The following is a 15,144-nucleotide window of genomic DNA, read 5'->3' as shown; positions in this document are numbered from 1 at the left end:
TATGTGAAACCGCCTCCGGGCGGTTTTGTCGTTTATGGGGTCTGAGAAATGGGTAAAGGCAGCAGTAAGGGGCATACCCCGCGCGAAGCGAAGGATAATCTCAAATCAACGCAGTTGCTGAGTGTGATCGATGCCATCAGCGAAGGGCCGGTTGAAGGTCCGGTGGATGGATTAAAAAGCGTGCTGCTGAACAGCACGCCAGTGCTGGACAGTGAGGGAAATACCAATATCTCCGGTGTCACGGTGGTGTTCCGGGCAGGTGAGCAGGAACAGACACCGCCGGGGGGATTTGAATCATCAGGTTCCGAGACGGTACTGGGTACGGAAGTGAAATACGACACGCCGATCACCCGGACTATCACGTCTGCAAATATCGACCGTCTGCGCTTTACCTTCGGTGTGCAGGCACTGGTGGAAACCACTTCAAAGGGGGACCGGAATCCGTCGGAAGTCCGCCTGCTGGTTCAGATACAGCGTAACGGTGGCTGGGTGACGGAAAAAGACATCACCATTAAGGGCAAAACCACCTCGCAGTATCTGGCCTCGGTGGTGGTGGATAACCTGCCGCCGCGCCCGTTCAATATCCGGATGCGCAGGATGACGCCGGACAGCACCACAGACCAGCTGCAGAACAAAACGCTCTGGTCGTCATACACCGAAATCATCGATGTGAAACAGTGCTACCCGAACACGGCACTGGTCGGCGTGCAGGTGGATTCGGAGCAGTTCGGCAGCCAGCAGGTGAGCCGTAATTATCATCTTCGCGGGCGCATTCTGCAGGTGCCGTCGAACTATAACCCGCAGACGCGGCAATACAGCGGTATCTGGGACGGAACGTTTAAGCCAGCATACAGCGACAATATGGCCTGGTGTCTGTGGGATATGCTGACCCACCCGCGCTACGGCATGGGGAAACGTCTTGGTGCGGCGGATGTGGATAAATGGGCGTTGTATGTCATCGGCCAGTATTGCGATCAGTCAGTGCCGGATGGCTTTGGTGGCACGGAGCCGCGCATCACCTGTAACGCTTACCTGACCACACAGCGCAAGGCGTGGGATGTTCTCAGTGATTTCTGCTCGGCGATGCGCTGTATGCCGGTATGGAACGGGCAGACGCTGACGTTCGTGCAGGACCGACCGTCGGATAAGGTGTGGACCTATAACCGCAGTAATGTGGTGATGCCGGATGATGGCGCGCCGTTCCGCTACAGCTTCAGCGCCCTGAAGGACCGCCATAATGCCGTTGAGGTGAACTGGATTGACCCGGATAACGGCTGGGAGACGGCGACAGAGCTTGTGGAGGACTCGCAGGCCATTGCCCGTTACGGTCGTAACGTCACGAAGATGGATGCCTTTGGCTGTACCAGCCGGGGGCAGGCACACCGCGCCGGGCTGTGGCTGATTAAAACGGAACTGCTGGAAACGCAGACCGTGGACTTCAGCGTGGGTGCCGAAGGGCTTCGCCATGTACCGGGTGATGTCATTGAAATCTGTGATGATGACTATGCGGGGATCAGCATCGGCGGGCGCGTGCTGGCGGTGAACAGCCAGACGCGGACACTGACGCTCGACCGTGAAATCACGCTGCCATCCTCCGGCACCACGCTGATAAGCCTGGTTGACGGACAGGGGAATCCGGTCAGCGTGGAGGTCCAGTCCGTCACCGACGGCGTGAAGGTGAAAGTGAGCCGGGTTCCTGACGGCGTTGCCGAGTACAGCGTGTGGGGGCTGAAGCTGCCGACGCTGCGCCAGCGCCTGTTCCGCTGTGTGAGTATCCGTGAGAACGATGACGGTACGTATGCCATCACTGCCGTGCAGCATGTACCGGAGAAAGAAGCCATCGTGGATAACGGGGCGCACTTTGACGGCGACCAGAGCGGCACGGTGAATGGTGTCACGCCGCCAGCAGTGCAGCACCTGACCGCAGAAGTCACCGCAGACAGCGGGGAATACCAGGTGCTGGCGCGCTGGGACACGCCGAAGGTGGTGAAGGGGGTGAGCTTTATGCTTCGCCTGACCGTGGCAGCGGATGACGGCAGTGAGCGGCTGGTCAGCACGGCCCGGACGACGGAAACCACATACCGCTTCACGCAACTGGCGCTGGGGAACTACAGGCTGACAGTCCGGGCGGTAAATGCGTGGGGACAGCAGGGCGATCCGGCGTCGGTATCGTTCCGGATTGCCGCACCGGCAGCACCGTCGCGGATTGAGCTGACGCCGGGCTATTTTCAGATAACCGCCACGCCGCATCTTGCGGTTTATGATCCGACGGTACAGTTTGAGTTCTGGTTCTCGGAAAAGCGGATTACCGATATCAGGCAGGTTGAAACCACAGCCCGCTATCTTGGCACGGCGCTGTACTGGATAGCCGCCAGTATCAATATTAAGCCGGGCCATGATTATTATTTTTACGTTCGCAGTGTGAACACTGTTGGCAAATCGGCATTCGTGGAGGCTGTCGGTCGGGCGAGCGATGATGCGGAAGGTTACCTGGATTTTTTCAAAGGCCAGATAACCGAATCCCATCTCGGCAAGGAGCTGCTGGAAAAAGTCGAGCTGACGGAGGATAACGCCAGCAAACTGGAGGAGTTTTCGAAAGAGTGGAAGGACGCCAACGATAAATGGAATGCCATGTGGGGCGTCAAAATTGAGCAGACCGAAGACGGCAGGCATTATGTCGCGGGGCTTGGCCTCAGCATGGAGGATACGGAGGAAGGCAAACTGAGCCAGTTCCTGGTTGCCGCTAACCGTATCGCGTTTATTGACCCGGCAAACGGGAATGAAACGCCGATGTTTGTGGCGCAGGGCAACCAGATATTCATGAACGAAGTGTTCCTGAAGTATCTGACGGCGCCAACCATTACCAGCGGCGGCAATCCGCCGGTATTTTCCCTGACATCGGACGGGCGGTTGACGGCGAAAAATGCCGATATCAGCGGTAACGTGAATGCGAACTCCGGGACGCTCAACAACGTCACGGTAAATGAAAACTGTACGATTAAGGGCATGCTGGAGGCGAACCAGGTCAGAGGTGACTTCGTTAAAACTGTATCCAAATCATTTCCGAAAAAGGCTGGTACGTGGGGTAACACGGAAACACCAGGCGGGACGGTTACAGTCACCATTTACGATGATCATAACTTTGACCGCCAAATCATTATTCCGCCCATTATTTTTAACGGTATGGCGTATGACGATCCGGGGAGCGGTAATAACCCGGGAGGTACGCGATACACGGGTTATGGTTTTGAAGTTCGCAAAAACGGCGTATTAATCGCATCCAGAGAAACTAAAGGGGCCATTCCCGGTAGTTACAGTGCGGTTATTGATATGCCGAGTGGTGGTGGTAGCGTCACTCTGGAGTTTAAGATTTTCCAGAAAGGCAATCAGGGCGCAGGTAACATCACAGACTGTACGGTGATTGTGACCAAAAAAGCTGCTTCCGGTATCAGTATCCGTTGAAATATTTATAACCCCAATACGGGCGCCAGAAATGGCGCCTTTTTTATTTGTGGAGTGAGTATGGCAGTACAGATTTCAGGTGTGCTGAAAGATGGTGCGGGAAAACCAATACAGAACTGCACTATTCAACTGAAGGCAAAGCGTAACAGCACCACGGTACTGGTGAACACGGTGGCTTCTGAAAATCCGGATGAAGCCGGACGTTACAGCATGGATGTTGAGTATGGCCAGTACAGCGTCACCCTGCTGGTTGAAGGTTTTCCGCCTTCACATGCCGGGACCATTACCGTCTATGAAGGTTCCAGACCAGGTACGCTGAATGATTTTCTCGGTGCCATGACGGAAGATGATGTCATGCCGGAGGCACTGCGTCGTTTTGAGGAAATGGTGGAAGAAGCGGCACGCAACGCCGAAGCCGCCTCTCAGAGCGCAGCGGCGGCAAAGAAATCCGAAACTGCAGCGGCATCATCGAAGAACGCGGCGAAAACCTCAGAAACGAATGCAGCTAACAGCGCACAGGCGGCAGCGGCCTCACAGACTGCATCGGCAAACTCCGCGACAGCAGCCAAAAAATCAGAAACCAACGCGAAAAACAGCGAGACAGCCGCAAAGACGAGCGAAACCAACGCAAAGTCCAGCCAGACGGCAGCGAAAACCAGCGAAACGAATGCCAAAGCCAGTGAAACTGCGGCGAAAAACAGCCAGAACGCAGCAGCCGAAAGCGAGAGCGCGGCAGCCGGTTCTGCGACTTCAGCAGCTGGATCAGCAACTGCTGCGGCTAACAGCCAGAAAGCTGCGAAGACGAGCGAAACTAACGCAAAGTCCAGCCAGACGGCAGCAAAGACCAGCGAAACGAATGCCAAAGCCAGTGAAACTGCGGCGAAAAACAGCCTGAACGCAGCAGCCGAAAGCGAAAGTGCCGCAGCTGGTTCTGCAAGTGCGGCGGCTGCTTCTGCCACTGCATCTGCCAACAGTCAAAAAGCTGCAAAAACCAGTGAAACCAACGCAAAGGCAAGCGAAACAGCGGCTGCGAACTCAGCGAAAGCATCCGCTGCAAGCCAGACGGCTGCAAAAGCAAGTGAAGACGCAGCCAGAGAGTATGCAAGCCAGGCTGCGGAGCCGTATAAACAAGTATTGCAGCCGCTGCCTGATGTGTGGATACCGTTTAACGATTCGCTGGATATGATTACGGGCTTTTCGCCATCATATAAAAAGATTGTTATTGGTGATGATGAAATAACGATGCCTAGCGACAAGGTTGTTAAGTTTAAACGCGCATCAACTGCCACATATATCAATAAATCAGGCGTATTTAGTGTTGCTAAAATTGATGAGCCACGATTTGAAAAAGAAGGTTTATTGATTGAAGGACAGCGCACTAACTATTTTGTTAAATCCAATACTCCCGCTGAATGGACGAGTACCAGCAATATCGATAAAACTAATAATGGTGTTGATGAATTTGGTTTTTCATATGCCAAAATGCGAACAAAAGATAATATGACAGGACAATCATCTGCACTTAGTCTGCATACATGCAGTGCATCCCGGGGGATTGATGTTAGTGGCGATAATAAGTATTGCACTGTTTCATGCAGGGTTAAAGCTCCTGATGGTCTTCGTTGTCGTTTGCGTTTTGAAAAATACGATGGGTCGGTTTATACATTTTTAGGAGATGCTTATTTAACTTTCGGAACTCTGATAATAGAAAAAACTGGCGGAGCAGCCAATAGAATAGCAGCTACTGCAAGTAAAGATCCGGTTACAGGGTGGATTTTCTATGAGGCAACTATAGAAGCTGTTGAAGGTGAAACCTTAATTGGCGCAATGATTCAGTATGCGCCGAAAAAAGGTGGTGTAACTGAAGCGGGAGATTATATTTACCTCGCAACACCACAATTTGAAAACGGCGGATGTGCTTCATCTTTTATTATTACGACAACTGCACCCGCAACCCGCTCTAGTGATATGGTGACGATCCCAACTGAAAATAATATCTATAATAGACCGCTTACGTGTCTGGTCGAGGTTAATAGAAATTGGGGCGATATTCCTCCTAATGTAGCACCGCGTATTTTTGATTTTTCTGGTGTGCCACCTGTTGAGTCAATTACATACGCTTTTAACACAACTGAGAAATATTACGGTCAGCTTTATATGCAAACTTATAAAGCGTCGACAAGTACTTACGTTTCTAGTGTGTTTGCTGGTCGAACTGATGTTCGAAAATTTATTGGTGGTTTTAATATTTATTCTGATGGTACTAAACGAGTAGTTTCTAACGGTGAGGCTACTAAAACTATGAAAACGGAGTGGACGGGCGTAAAAACACGGACCTTTATTCGAATTGGAGGTCAAGCCACATCGGGAACTCGTCATCTATTCGGCCATTTGAGAAATCTTCGTCTCTGGCATAAAGAATTAACTGATGCGCAAATGGGGGAGAGTATTAAATGAAAGATTTAACACTCAAATTTGCAGACAGGGCCGACTTTTCGGCCTTTATGGAGAGCATTGGCTATTATGATGACGAGTCGATGCAGGATGATATTCTTATTGACGTGATAGGTAACGTGTACAAAGAAACCGGAGAACTGAATGAAGATGGCGAACCGGTATGTGTTAAGGAAGACGGATATTTTGTAAACGTGCGCATCATTAATGATTCGCAAATATCGTCATTATTCGATGAATACGCGGTTGCTGTTGAGCATCAACTTCGTGGCTGGATGTGAGGAAGAAAAATGGCTACATCGACAGTAATTCCTGATGATATCAAAACGCTAAAATCCGATGTTAGTAAACTAAAAACTGATCAAGGAAGCTATGCAACAAAATCATATGTAGACAATAAAACAACATGGAATAGTTATTGCAATGTAATCTATGATCAAAAGTCATTGCCGACAACTGGAACTATATTTAGCGGTAAGATGCACTTGTCAAATAAGACAGGAGAAACCGAAAACGCTTATAGTGAGATGTACACCAGAAAAAATATTGACGGCACTAAAGATACAATGACAAGGATTGTCACACACAACGGAACAAAAGGTATCTTCTGGGATTTTAGCGATCTTTACGGCGGAACATTAATTTTTCCAGGCAGTGATGGTTACCTTAAGATGGGGAACTGTCTCATGTCGTATGGTGTGCGGGGAAGTAATGCTCTTATTAAATTTGATTACACCGACTCCTTACAGATAAAATATGCTAATCATGGGTCGACCATGACATTAAACACACAGGGAACCGCTCACGCTGGCGTAACAACGCGACTATGGGGCAACTCTGGCCGTCCGGTTGTTTATGAAGTTGGTGTAGATGGTGCTCTGTATATGTTTTATGCACAGAAAACTACCAGCAATACCTACGAATTGACGGTTAACGGTGCGTGCAATGCAAGTGCATTTAATCAAGGCTCAGACCGGGATCTGAAAGACAACATTCAGGTGATCGATAATGCAATCGACCGCATCCGTAAAATGAACGGCTATACATACACGCTTAAAGAAAACGGTATGCCTTATGCTGGTGTTATTGCACAAGAAGCCCTGGAAGCCATCCCCGAAGCCGTAGGAACTATGATGAAGTATCAGGACGGTGGTAGCGGATCTGAAGGCGAAGAAGGTGAACGGTATTACACAGTAGATTATTCTGGTGTCACTGGTTTGCTTGTTCAGGTAGCCAGAGAGTCAGATGACAGAATAACAGCACTGGAAGAAGAAAATGCAGAATTAAAACAAAGATTATCTGCAATTGAGGCGGCGCTTGCGTCTAAATAGTATTAAGGGGCCGGGTGTCCCGCTATAGTATTCTGGAGTATAAAGTGTCAGTTTTAATATCTGGTGAATTATTGGATGGTTCTGGGCGCCCGATGCCTCATTGTCATATAATAATAAAATCGAAAATAAACACGCATTCCGTATTACAGAAAACATCGTTTGATATACTAACTAATGAAGCTGGTGAGTATTCGTTTAATATTGAAACCGGAAAGTACAGTGTTTATTTAAAACAGGACTGGTGCGATGTGCGTGAATATGGTGTCGGTGACATTGCTGTATATGACGACTCATGCCCCGGTACGCTGAACGACTTTCTGACCGCTCTCGATGAAGGCGAACTGAAGCCGGATGTGGTGAAACGCTTTGAGGAAATGGTGGCACAGGCGCAGCAGAGCGCCGAGGCTGCAGCGGAAAGCGAGCAGCAGGTGGGGCAACATGCTGAAGCAGCATCCCTGATAAAAGAGCAGGTTGAAACGCTGGCAGATAATGTTCAGCAGAATGCAGAAACTGTAGCAGCCAGCAAACAGCGCGTTGAACAGCTGGCCTCGCAGGTTGAGGGTACTGCCGAAGAAGTCAGGCAGGATGCCGAAGCGGCAAAAAAGGCCGCATCCGATGCAGAGCAGGCCAGAGATGATATTGATGTTGCGTTGTCTGCAACGCTGAAAACGGCGAATCACCTGTCAGAAATTGCAGCAGAAGGGGGATATGCTCAGCAGGAATCCCGAAACAATCTGGGGCTGAAAAGCGCAGCCGTGAGGGATGCACAGGCGGAAATTTACGACCGTACCAAAGACCGTCTGGCGATACCCGGTGCATTCGGATACGGGCATTTATTCTCTTCGTCGGAAGTTGTGTATTTCAGCGCGCAAAATGGCCCCGCCGAATTTCTTAAATGGGTATTTGAGGTCACACCAGGGCGTTATGCGGTAACGCAGTACGGTGGGTCTGGTAGTTCGTATAAGCCCATCATTGCGTATGACGGGGGGCAACCCTATTTCAGGGGGCTTGTAGATATAGAAATACGAAGTGGAATGCACACTAACAGCACCGAAAGCGATGGTCGGTGTATAACCTTTCATGGCGATGCCGAATACACTGGCCAGGCTGGTGAGGGCCCGGCTAAATATCAGGTGCTGGTTTCAAAATCAATGTCTCCGGCGAGACTTCCAGAAGCATGGTCGCGGTTATTCTGGTCACGCGACAGACTGAGACAACTGTTATGTGCAGGAGACACCACATCACAGCGTGCTCCGCAACCGGGTAGCCTGGTTCTTGCTGCGTACCTTCCTGATAGCGGTAGCAGTGATGTTACATTACTTCGTACACAAGTTGTGCAGGGTTCAAGACTTCGGCAGGTGGTCTTCGAAGCTGAGTATCGCACGACAGGATTTAGTGCCGCTGCCAGGTCGTTTGTCTATGGGAATACCCTGCCTGGCACATACTTCGCTTTATCAGGAGGCCCGGATGTCACGTTTTATGATCGGGGGCTGGTTTCTTTGTTTGTGAGGGCTACATGATGCAGATTAAAGAGATTAAAAACCCTCGTTACCTGGAATCCGGCGCAATTGACTGCGATGTTCTGTTTGAAGGGATGGAAGAAGCCATTCCGTACACGGCGACCGCAGAAGACACAGCCGAAACAGGCCAGCGAGTCTGGCAGGAGCTGCAGAGTGGCAAATGGGGCGAAATCGCCCCGTTCACTGTCACGCCAGAACTTATCGCTGCGGCAAAGGACGCAAAAAAACGGGAAATCGAAGCCTGGCGAACAGAACAGGAAGCGCAGCCGTTCACATTCGAATGGAACGGTCGTACCTGGAATGGTGGTGCAGACTCAATAAGTCGTATTGCGCCTGTGGCAATGGCGGCAAAGGTTGCAGGTACGCGGTCAACGCTGGGATGGGGGGATGCAGCAAATAACCTTGTCACACTGACAATGGTACAGCTTCAGGAGCTGGCAGCTGCGATGGCCCGGGCGCAGGTCGATCGCAACGACGAGATTTACCGCCGTCAGCGTGAGATGAAGGAAGAGCTGAATGACCTGGATGATTTACGTTCAATAAGAGAGATGACGATTAGCAGCCAATAAACAAAGGGAAAATAACGAGATTACTTTTAATAAAAAAGAATAGCTGGGGCGGCATCTGCCGCCCCAGCTAAAATCAAGATGTTATTAGTGATGCCAGTTTGTTAACCAGACTGGTATATTCTTCCGGTTGTTCATTGAACAATTTTGCATATTTTGCAATTCTTGCAGTATCCACAAATAAAAAGGTATTTGCTTCTTGCACTTGCTCAAATGATGATATGGCTGATTTGTGACATGGAGAAGAAGTAATGTTCTTATGTGTATCTTTACTGGCAAAAAACAAACGAACTGTTACATTTGGCGCACCAAAAATTTCCTCGCAATAAAATAAAACATGCCCAATTTTATCAGTCTCTTTTCTGTCTTCTGCACTAAACGTACCATTTATGGAAGCAAGCACACCCTTGGCTATTTCCAGCGAGTTTCCTGTTGTGATGCCAGGTATTAGTTGTTGAATGACTTGCGTGTCAATACTCAAAGAACCACTTTTAATTTCCAGGGTCTTTGTGAACTTCTGTATTTCTGCAAAAAAGCCAGAGCCACGTATTATTTGTGTCCAGCTATCGTAATCGAATAAATCTTTCCCTTTTTGTCCCATTGCAGTTGTCATTGCAGAAAAAAGCACGGTTACACTATCAAACAAATCTCTTGCATCATTGCTTAAATTTGTTTCTGTAGATGAATAAAATATATTACCTGTTTCATTGAGTCTGTAACTTACAGAAGCTTCAGAATCGCGTAGCGCGCTCATGTCTGGTGCATAAGGAGTTACCGGTACATATTCAGATAGCAGGCATTTTTCATTAAGGGTGAGCGTGTTCATAATGAGTTCCTTATTACTTGCTAACTATTGCAGATGACTTATTCAGTCAATATAAAAATACACAAAGCAAAACATTAAAATGTGAACGATTTCAAAAAATACGAATGCCATTATTACTTTTGTCTATAGTGCAAATAAGAAAAAAAGATGGAACTTTTACAATTGTATGTGTTCAGCAGGCTACACATATGCATGAACTTAAGTGAATGCTTAATGATTGATTGGCACATCGAATGGTTGTTGTCAGTAGCTTACAAACGATGAACTGAGAAAATTGATCATCCATTCAACCGGATGTATTAACAAATAATCAGGACTTGCTCTTAGTGGGGGGGGGATGTGGTTAATTGTGAGTTGCTGTTACCAGCCCCAACTAATCTTATGAAAAATGAAAAAATCATTTCCTCTATAGATTTGGCTCTGTACTGATCAGATTAAGCAAAAAAAGCCCCGTCTTCAGCAAGTGATAACGAGGCCTCAAGCATGGTTAACAGGTCGCTACACAAGACGGGGTAACATAATAATTCCGAACAAACATACTGACAAACGGGATATTTCAGCTAAAGGCGCAATAAAAACCGGGCGTTGGGTTGATGCTGCGTCTGACAGGTGAATTTACCGATAGCGCGATAAAATAAATCCCCTGTCACCATTTATTGTAGAAATGTTTATCAGTCATGCTTATGAGATAAATACACAAAACGGTGTGAAAATTTGACCTAAAACAAGGTCGGGCTGAAAAGAGCTTTATGTAGGTTTGCAGATACAGAATCCGTATTCACGTTGGATACATGAATCAGGAACGTGCCACAGTTGGCTATTGTCCAGTTTTGTTGCAATGTTAAATTTTATCAGCGCCAGAGTGAAATGAACGAAAAACAGAATAGCCTGTATGATTTAAGAACAGTTATAGAGATGACGATTAGCGGCCATTAGCCCTAAAAATCGAGAAGTAACGCTTTCGGAAGGGATTCGGCATGATGGATTTCGTTTACTGACTGGAAAATGATACATTTTTTATCTATAGAGAATATTGCTTCAAAGGCTAATCAAAATGACGTTTCCACGCAATGCTTTGCTTTACTGTGTTCGCCGTGATGAGTTGAAAGAGATTCTAAATCACTCAGAGTTTCCAGTTGAGTTCAAACAGACCTATTTGCATCAACGAGGTTCAGAGCACACACTTCCGCTAAATTTTGATATAGACGAATTACACGTAACGATCACCCCATTGATTTCAGGGAAATATGGTTGGGACATTAGCCCAACAGATTCGCTCATGATTGAGCTTTATTTTGAGCCGGAATGTGCTTTTTTGTCGGAAGACTCACTGCCTTATAAGGGTGGGGTTGGATATATCAAATTTAAGCCAACGAGAACAGTGATACAAAGAACCGTAGCATTTACTGGCGGGATCACGGTTGATAACTTCCTGTATCAACTTCGAATGGTTGCTGTTTGTGCATTACACCTGAAGGGAGAGAGTGTTTCAGAGTGATTATAATGGTGGCAAAAATGGGGCAAAAAGTCGCAAAAGGGGCAAAAATGGGGCAAAAAAAGAGTGGGTTATCGTAGGTTATTGTAGTCGCTGATATTGTTTAACTTTTTGAAAAATAAATAAAATATTTATGTGTCAGATAGTTGTGATTTTTGCCCTTACTTGTTCAGGTTGTATTGTTCTTTCTTACTAATTTCTTGATTTTGCGACATTTAAAAGCGACTCAATTCGTTATATGGCATCAGAAGAGTATGCGTCATGCCGGAATGTCCAGCATAAGAAATCTGATATAAAAACTGTGGCGTGTATGGTACGGATTAGAGGGGAAAATGTCAGCACATTTGCGAAATGAATCAAAAAGCCCGCAGCGACGTGCGGGCGTTAGTTTTTAGCGCACGACCAGCACGGAGCACTCTGCATGACGCACGACGGCGGCGGCGTTAGAGCCGAGCAGGTAGGTGGTGATATCCGGTCGATGGGAGGCAATGATGATCATATGAGCAGGGATCTTTTTCGCCATTTCCAGAATGCGGTCTTTTGGCGAACCTTCTTCAACATGAACATGCACTCTGTCAGTCGGCAGCTTGAATTTTTTAATTATCTCTTCCAGTTGCGATTTAGCTTCCGCTTTCAGGTCATCCATTGCCGGTAATTCTGCGGAATACGCTAAACCCAGAGAGGCATAGTAGGGCAGCGAAGGTATTACCGTCAGGAAATGAACCTCTGCATCATCAATCTTTGCCTCGGCCTCAACATGGCTAATCACGCGTTGAGTTAATTCTGAATCGGAAATATCGATAGGGACAAGAATCGTTCTGTTCATAAAACCTCCTGTTTTAGTATCCGCATAAAGTGTAACGCCAGATGAGGTCTTTTGTATAATGACGGAGTTCACATTTTTAATTTAGATTAAGCAGGATTTAATAAGTAGAAAAAGCCCGCCAGAGAGGCGGGCAGGCAGGATTAGAACTGATAAACCAGACCTAAAGCGACAATATCATCGGTAGAGATACCGTTGGCGGCGTAGAAGCTGTCATCTTCATCCAACAAGTTAATTTTATAGTCAACATAGGTAGACATATTTTTGTTGAAATAATATGTTGCGCCAACATCGGCGTATTTGACCAGATTTTTATCGTCAACACCGGCCGGGTTATCAGCACCACCAGCAGCGTTCAGGTCACGCCCTTTAGACATCAGGAAAGACACTGCCGGACGCAGACCAAAGTCAAACTGATATTGGGCAGTGACTTCAAAGTTCTGGGTCTTGTTCGCAACGGCGTAATCGCTGTTGCCAAATGGTGTCATATTACGCGTTTCGGAATACATGGTTGCCAGATAAATGTTGTTAGCATCATATTTAATCCCGGCAGTCCAGGCATCGGCTTTATCGCCACCCGCCGCAGTATGGTTAACCTGGTCATTGGTGCGGTCTGAGGAGGTGTATGCCGCGCCCGCGCTAAAGCCCATACCTAAATCGTAGGTTGTGGAAAGCCCCCAGCCGTCGCCGTTTTCATGACGAACATCACGTCCGTTGTTGGTGCCTTCCTGACCGTTGTTTGCACCTTCGTTATTACCCTGATACTGCACTGCGAAGTTCAGACCATTAACCAGGTCGAAGAAATCAGTATTACGATATGTCGCTACGCCATTAGCACGACCGGTCATAAAGTTGTCTGCATTGGTGTAGGAGTCACCGCCAAATTCTGGCAGCATATCGGTCCAGCCCTCTACGTCGTACATTACACCGTAATTACGTCCGTAATCGAAAGAACCGTAATTTGCAAATTTCAATCCGGCGAATGCCAGACGAGTCCAGGATTGGTTTTCTGAGGATTCAGTATTGTTTGCCTGAATATTATATTCCCACTGACCATAGCCAGTGAGTTGATCGTTAATTTGTGTTTCGCCTTTAAATCCAAGACGTGCATAGCTCTGATCGCCATCTTTTGCAGAACTATCAGAAAAATAGTGCAGGCCATCAACTTTGCCATAAAGATCTAAGGAAGGTGCGAATAAGCAGGTCATTTCTTCCCAAGTTGACTCGCTGATTAAAATTTCGCGGATCTGGGCCGATTTTTTTCCCGCAAACACATCGAATCAGCCTATTTAGGCTATTTTTTCCACCATTTCTGGCGTTATTTCCGGTTTTTACTGAGATCTCTCCCACTGACGTATCATTTGGTCCACCCGAAACAGGTTGGCCAGGGTGAATAACATCGCCAGTTGGTTATCGTTTTTCAGCAGCCCCTTGTATCTGGCTTTCACGAAGCCGAACTGCCGCTTGATGATGCGAAACGGGTGCTCCACCCTGGCACGGATGCTGGCTTTCATGTATTCGATGTTGATGGCCGTTTTGTTCTTGCGCGGATTCTGCTTCAAGGTTTTTACCTTGCCGGGACGCTCGGCGATCAGCCAGTCCACATCCACCTCGGCCAGCTCCTCGCGCTGTGGCGCTCCTTGGTAGCCGGCATCGGCTGAGACAAATTGCTCCTCTCCATGAAGCAGATTACCCAGCTGATTGAGGTCATGCTCGTTGGCCGCGGTGGTGACCAGGCTGTGGGTCAGGCCACTCTTGGCATCGACACCAATGTGGGCCTTCATGCCAAAGTGCCACTGATTGCCTTTCTTGGTCTGATGCATCTCCGGATCGCGTTGCTGCTCTTTGTTCTTGGTAGAGCTGGGTGCCTCAATGATGGTGGCATCCACCAAAGTGCCTTGGGTCATCATGACGCCTGCTTCGGCCAGCCAGCGATTGATGGTCTTGAACAATTGACGGGCCAGTTGATGCTGCTCGAGCAGGTGGCGGAAATTCATGATGGTGGTGCGATCCGGCAGGGCGCTATCCAGGGATAATCGGGCAAACAGGCGCATGGAGGCGATTTCGTACAGGGCATCTTCCATGGCACCGTCGCTCAGGTTGTACCAATGCTGCATGCAGTGAATACGCAGCATGGTCTCCAGCGGATAGGGCCGTCGGCCATTGCCCGCCTTGGGATAAAACGGCTCGATGACAGCGGTCATATTCTGCCATGGCAGAATCTGCTCCATGCGGGAGAGGAAAATCTCTTTTCGGGTCTGACGGCGCTTAGTGCTGAATTCACTATCGGCGAAGGTGAGTTGATGGCTCATGATGTCCCTCTGGGATGCGCTCCGGATGAATATGATGATCTCATATCAGGAACTTGTTCGCACCTTCCCTAATTTATTGCCGTCTTTATTATAAATTTCTGCTGCATGTACAGCACCTGCGGCGAGCAGGGCAGGGATTAAGAGTGCCAGTATTTTGCTTTTCATTGAAAAAATCCTTTAGTTATTTTATTTGCCTTTCTCTCCCCGTTTGGGAAGTGAAAACATCCTAAAGGAAAAGTTCCATTAGCCGATAAGTGTCATTTGTTACGCCTTAAGTAAAACCTTAATCAAATAATTCCTGGGAAATGATGATTAGTTTGGTGAATGATTTGATGGTTATACATACAAAATAAAA

General features: G+C 47.9%; 11 protein-coding genes and 2 pseudogenes. 7 read left to right on the top strand and 6 right to left on the bottom strand.

Going from position 1 to position 15,144, the window contains the following annotated elements; translation table 11 throughout:
• Positions 1-48 precede the first annotated feature (48 nt).
• The 6 genes and pseudogenes from WES_RS09995 to WES_RS10020 all read left to right on the top strand — a co-directional run bounded on the left by WES_RS09995 (position 49) and on the right by WES_RS10020 (position 9,336).
• The gene (locus tag WES_RS09995) at positions 49-3,462 is read left to right on the top strand and encodes a phage attachment tail tip protein J (RefSeq protein WP_016235218.1); all 3,414 of its coding nucleotides are present in this window, start codon (positions 49-51) and stop codon (positions 3,460-3,462) included.
• A gap of 60 nt (positions 3,463-3,522) precedes the next feature.
• Positions 3,523-3,886, top strand: a pseudogene (locus tag WES_RS24740) (prophage tail fiber N-terminal domain-containing protein); the annotation flags it as partial.
• Between the two features lie 2,029 nt (positions 3,887-5,915).
• On the top strand, positions 5,916-6,197 hold the full coding sequence (locus WES_RS10005) for a hypothetical protein (RefSeq protein WP_016158334.1): 282 nt from the start codon (positions 5,916-5,918) through the stop codon (positions 6,195-6,197).
• A gap of 9 nt (positions 6,198-6,206) precedes the next feature.
• Entirely contained in the window at positions 6,207-7,247 is a 1,041-nt protein-coding gene (locus tag WES_RS10010) for a tail fiber domain-containing protein (protein WP_016158333.1), read from the top strand.
• Between the two features lie 44 nt (positions 7,248-7,291).
• A complete protein-coding gene (locus WES_RS10015) occupies positions 7,292-8,767 on the top strand; it encodes a prophage tail fiber N-terminal domain-containing protein (RefSeq protein ID WP_024195131.1) in 1,476 nt (491 codons plus the stop codon).
• Entirely contained in the window at positions 8,767-9,336 is a 570-nt protein-coding gene (locus WES_RS10020; RefSeq protein ID WP_024195130.1) for a DUF4376 domain-containing protein, read from the top strand. Before WES_RS10015 ends, WES_RS10020 begins: the two co-directional genes overlap by 1 nt.
• Before the next feature lie 73 nt (positions 9,337-9,409).
• On the opposite strand, the gene WES_RS10025 is transcribed toward WES_RS10020, so the two are convergent.
• Complete coding sequence (locus WES_RS10025; protein ID WP_016158330.1) at positions 9,410-10,159, bottom strand: hypothetical protein; 750 nt, start codon at positions 10,157-10,159, stop codon at positions 9,410-9,412.
• Between the two features lie 1,054 nt (positions 10,160-11,213).
• Here WES_RS10025 and WES_RS10030 point away from each other — a divergent pair.
• Positions 11,214-11,657, top strand: coding sequence for a hypothetical protein (locus WES_RS10030; protein WP_016158329.1), 444 nt, complete (start codon positions 11,214-11,216; stop codon positions 11,655-11,657).
• Between the two features lie 388 nt (positions 11,658-12,045).
• On the opposite strand, the gene uspF is transcribed toward WES_RS10030, so the two are convergent.
• The 5 genes and pseudogenes from uspF to WES_RS24390 form a co-directional block, all read right to left on the bottom strand.
• On the bottom strand, positions 12,046-12,480 hold the full coding sequence (uspF, locus tag WES_RS10035) for a universal stress protein UspF (protein WP_001082294.1): 435 nt from the start codon (positions 12,478-12,480) through the stop codon (positions 12,046-12,048).
• A 140-nt stretch (positions 12,481-12,620) separates the two neighbouring features.
• The gene (gene ompN, locus WES_RS10040; protein WP_262353845.1) at positions 12,621-13,685 is read right to left on the bottom strand and encodes a porin OmpN; all 1,065 of its coding nucleotides are present in this window, start codon (positions 13,683-13,685) and stop codon (positions 12,621-12,623) included.
• Entirely contained in the window at positions 13,639-13,827 is a 189-nt protein-coding gene (locus WES_RS24665) for a hypothetical protein (protein WP_147598586.1), read from the bottom strand. Before WES_RS24665 ends, ompN begins: the two co-directional genes overlap by 47 nt.
• Positions 13,809-14,789: an IS5-like element ISKpn26 family transposase gene (locus WES_RS10045; protein WP_000019448.1), complete on the bottom strand. Its 981-nt coding sequence runs from the start codon at positions 14,787-14,789 to the stop codon at positions 13,809-13,811. Before WES_RS10045 ends, WES_RS24665 begins: the two co-directional genes overlap by 19 nt.
• A 60-nt stretch (positions 14,790-14,849) precedes the next feature.
• Positions 14,850-14,954: pseudogene (locus tag WES_RS24390) on the bottom strand (porin); the annotation flags it as partial.
• Positions 14,955-15,144 lie beyond the last annotated feature (190 nt).

This window comes from Escherichia sp. KTE31 (genome assembly GCF_000407925.1).
GTDB lineage: Bacteria > Pseudomonadota > Gammaproteobacteria > Enterobacterales > Enterobacteriaceae > Escherichia > Escherichia ruysiae.
Note: the sequence above shows the minus strand (reverse complement) of the source record. Positions and strands in the feature narration are given on the sequence as shown.

What these genes read in the sequence shown, in the direction of transcription:
- WES_RS09995 (WP_016235218.1), top strand. Translation starts at nt 49, where the DNA reads ATGGGTAAAGGCAGCAGTAAGGGGCATACCCCGCGCGAAGCGAAGGAT.
- WES_RS10005 (WP_016158334.1), top strand. Translation starts at nt 5,916, where the DNA reads ATGAAAGATTTAACACTCAAATTTGCAGACAGGGCCGACTTTTCGGCC.
- WES_RS10010 (WP_016158333.1), top strand. Translation starts at nt 6,207, where the DNA reads ATGGCTACATCGACAGTAATTCCTGATGATATCAAAACGCTAAAATCC.
- WES_RS10020 (WP_024195130.1), top strand. Translation starts at nt 8,767, where the DNA reads ATGCAGATTAAAGAGATTAAAAACCCTCGTTACCTGGAATCCGGCGCA.
- WES_RS10025 (WP_016158330.1), bottom strand. Translation starts at nt 10,159, where the DNA reads ATGAACACGCTCACCCTTAATGAAAAATGCCTGCTATCTGAATATGTA.
- WES_RS10030 (WP_016158329.1), top strand. Translation starts at nt 11,214, where the DNA reads ATGACGTTTCCACGCAATGCTTTGCTTTACTGTGTTCGCCGTGATGAG.
- uspF (WP_001082294.1), bottom strand. Translation starts at nt 12,480, where the DNA reads ATGAACAGAACGATTCTTGTCCCTATCGATATTTCCGATTCAGAATTA.
- ompN (WP_262353845.1), bottom strand. Translation starts at nt 13,685, where the DNA reads ATGACCTGCTTATTCGCACCTTCCTTAGATCTTTATGGCAAAGTTGAT.
- WES_RS10045 (WP_000019448.1), bottom strand. Translation starts at nt 14,789, where the DNA reads ATGAGCCATCAACTCACCTTCGCCGATAGTGAATTCAGCACTAAGCGC.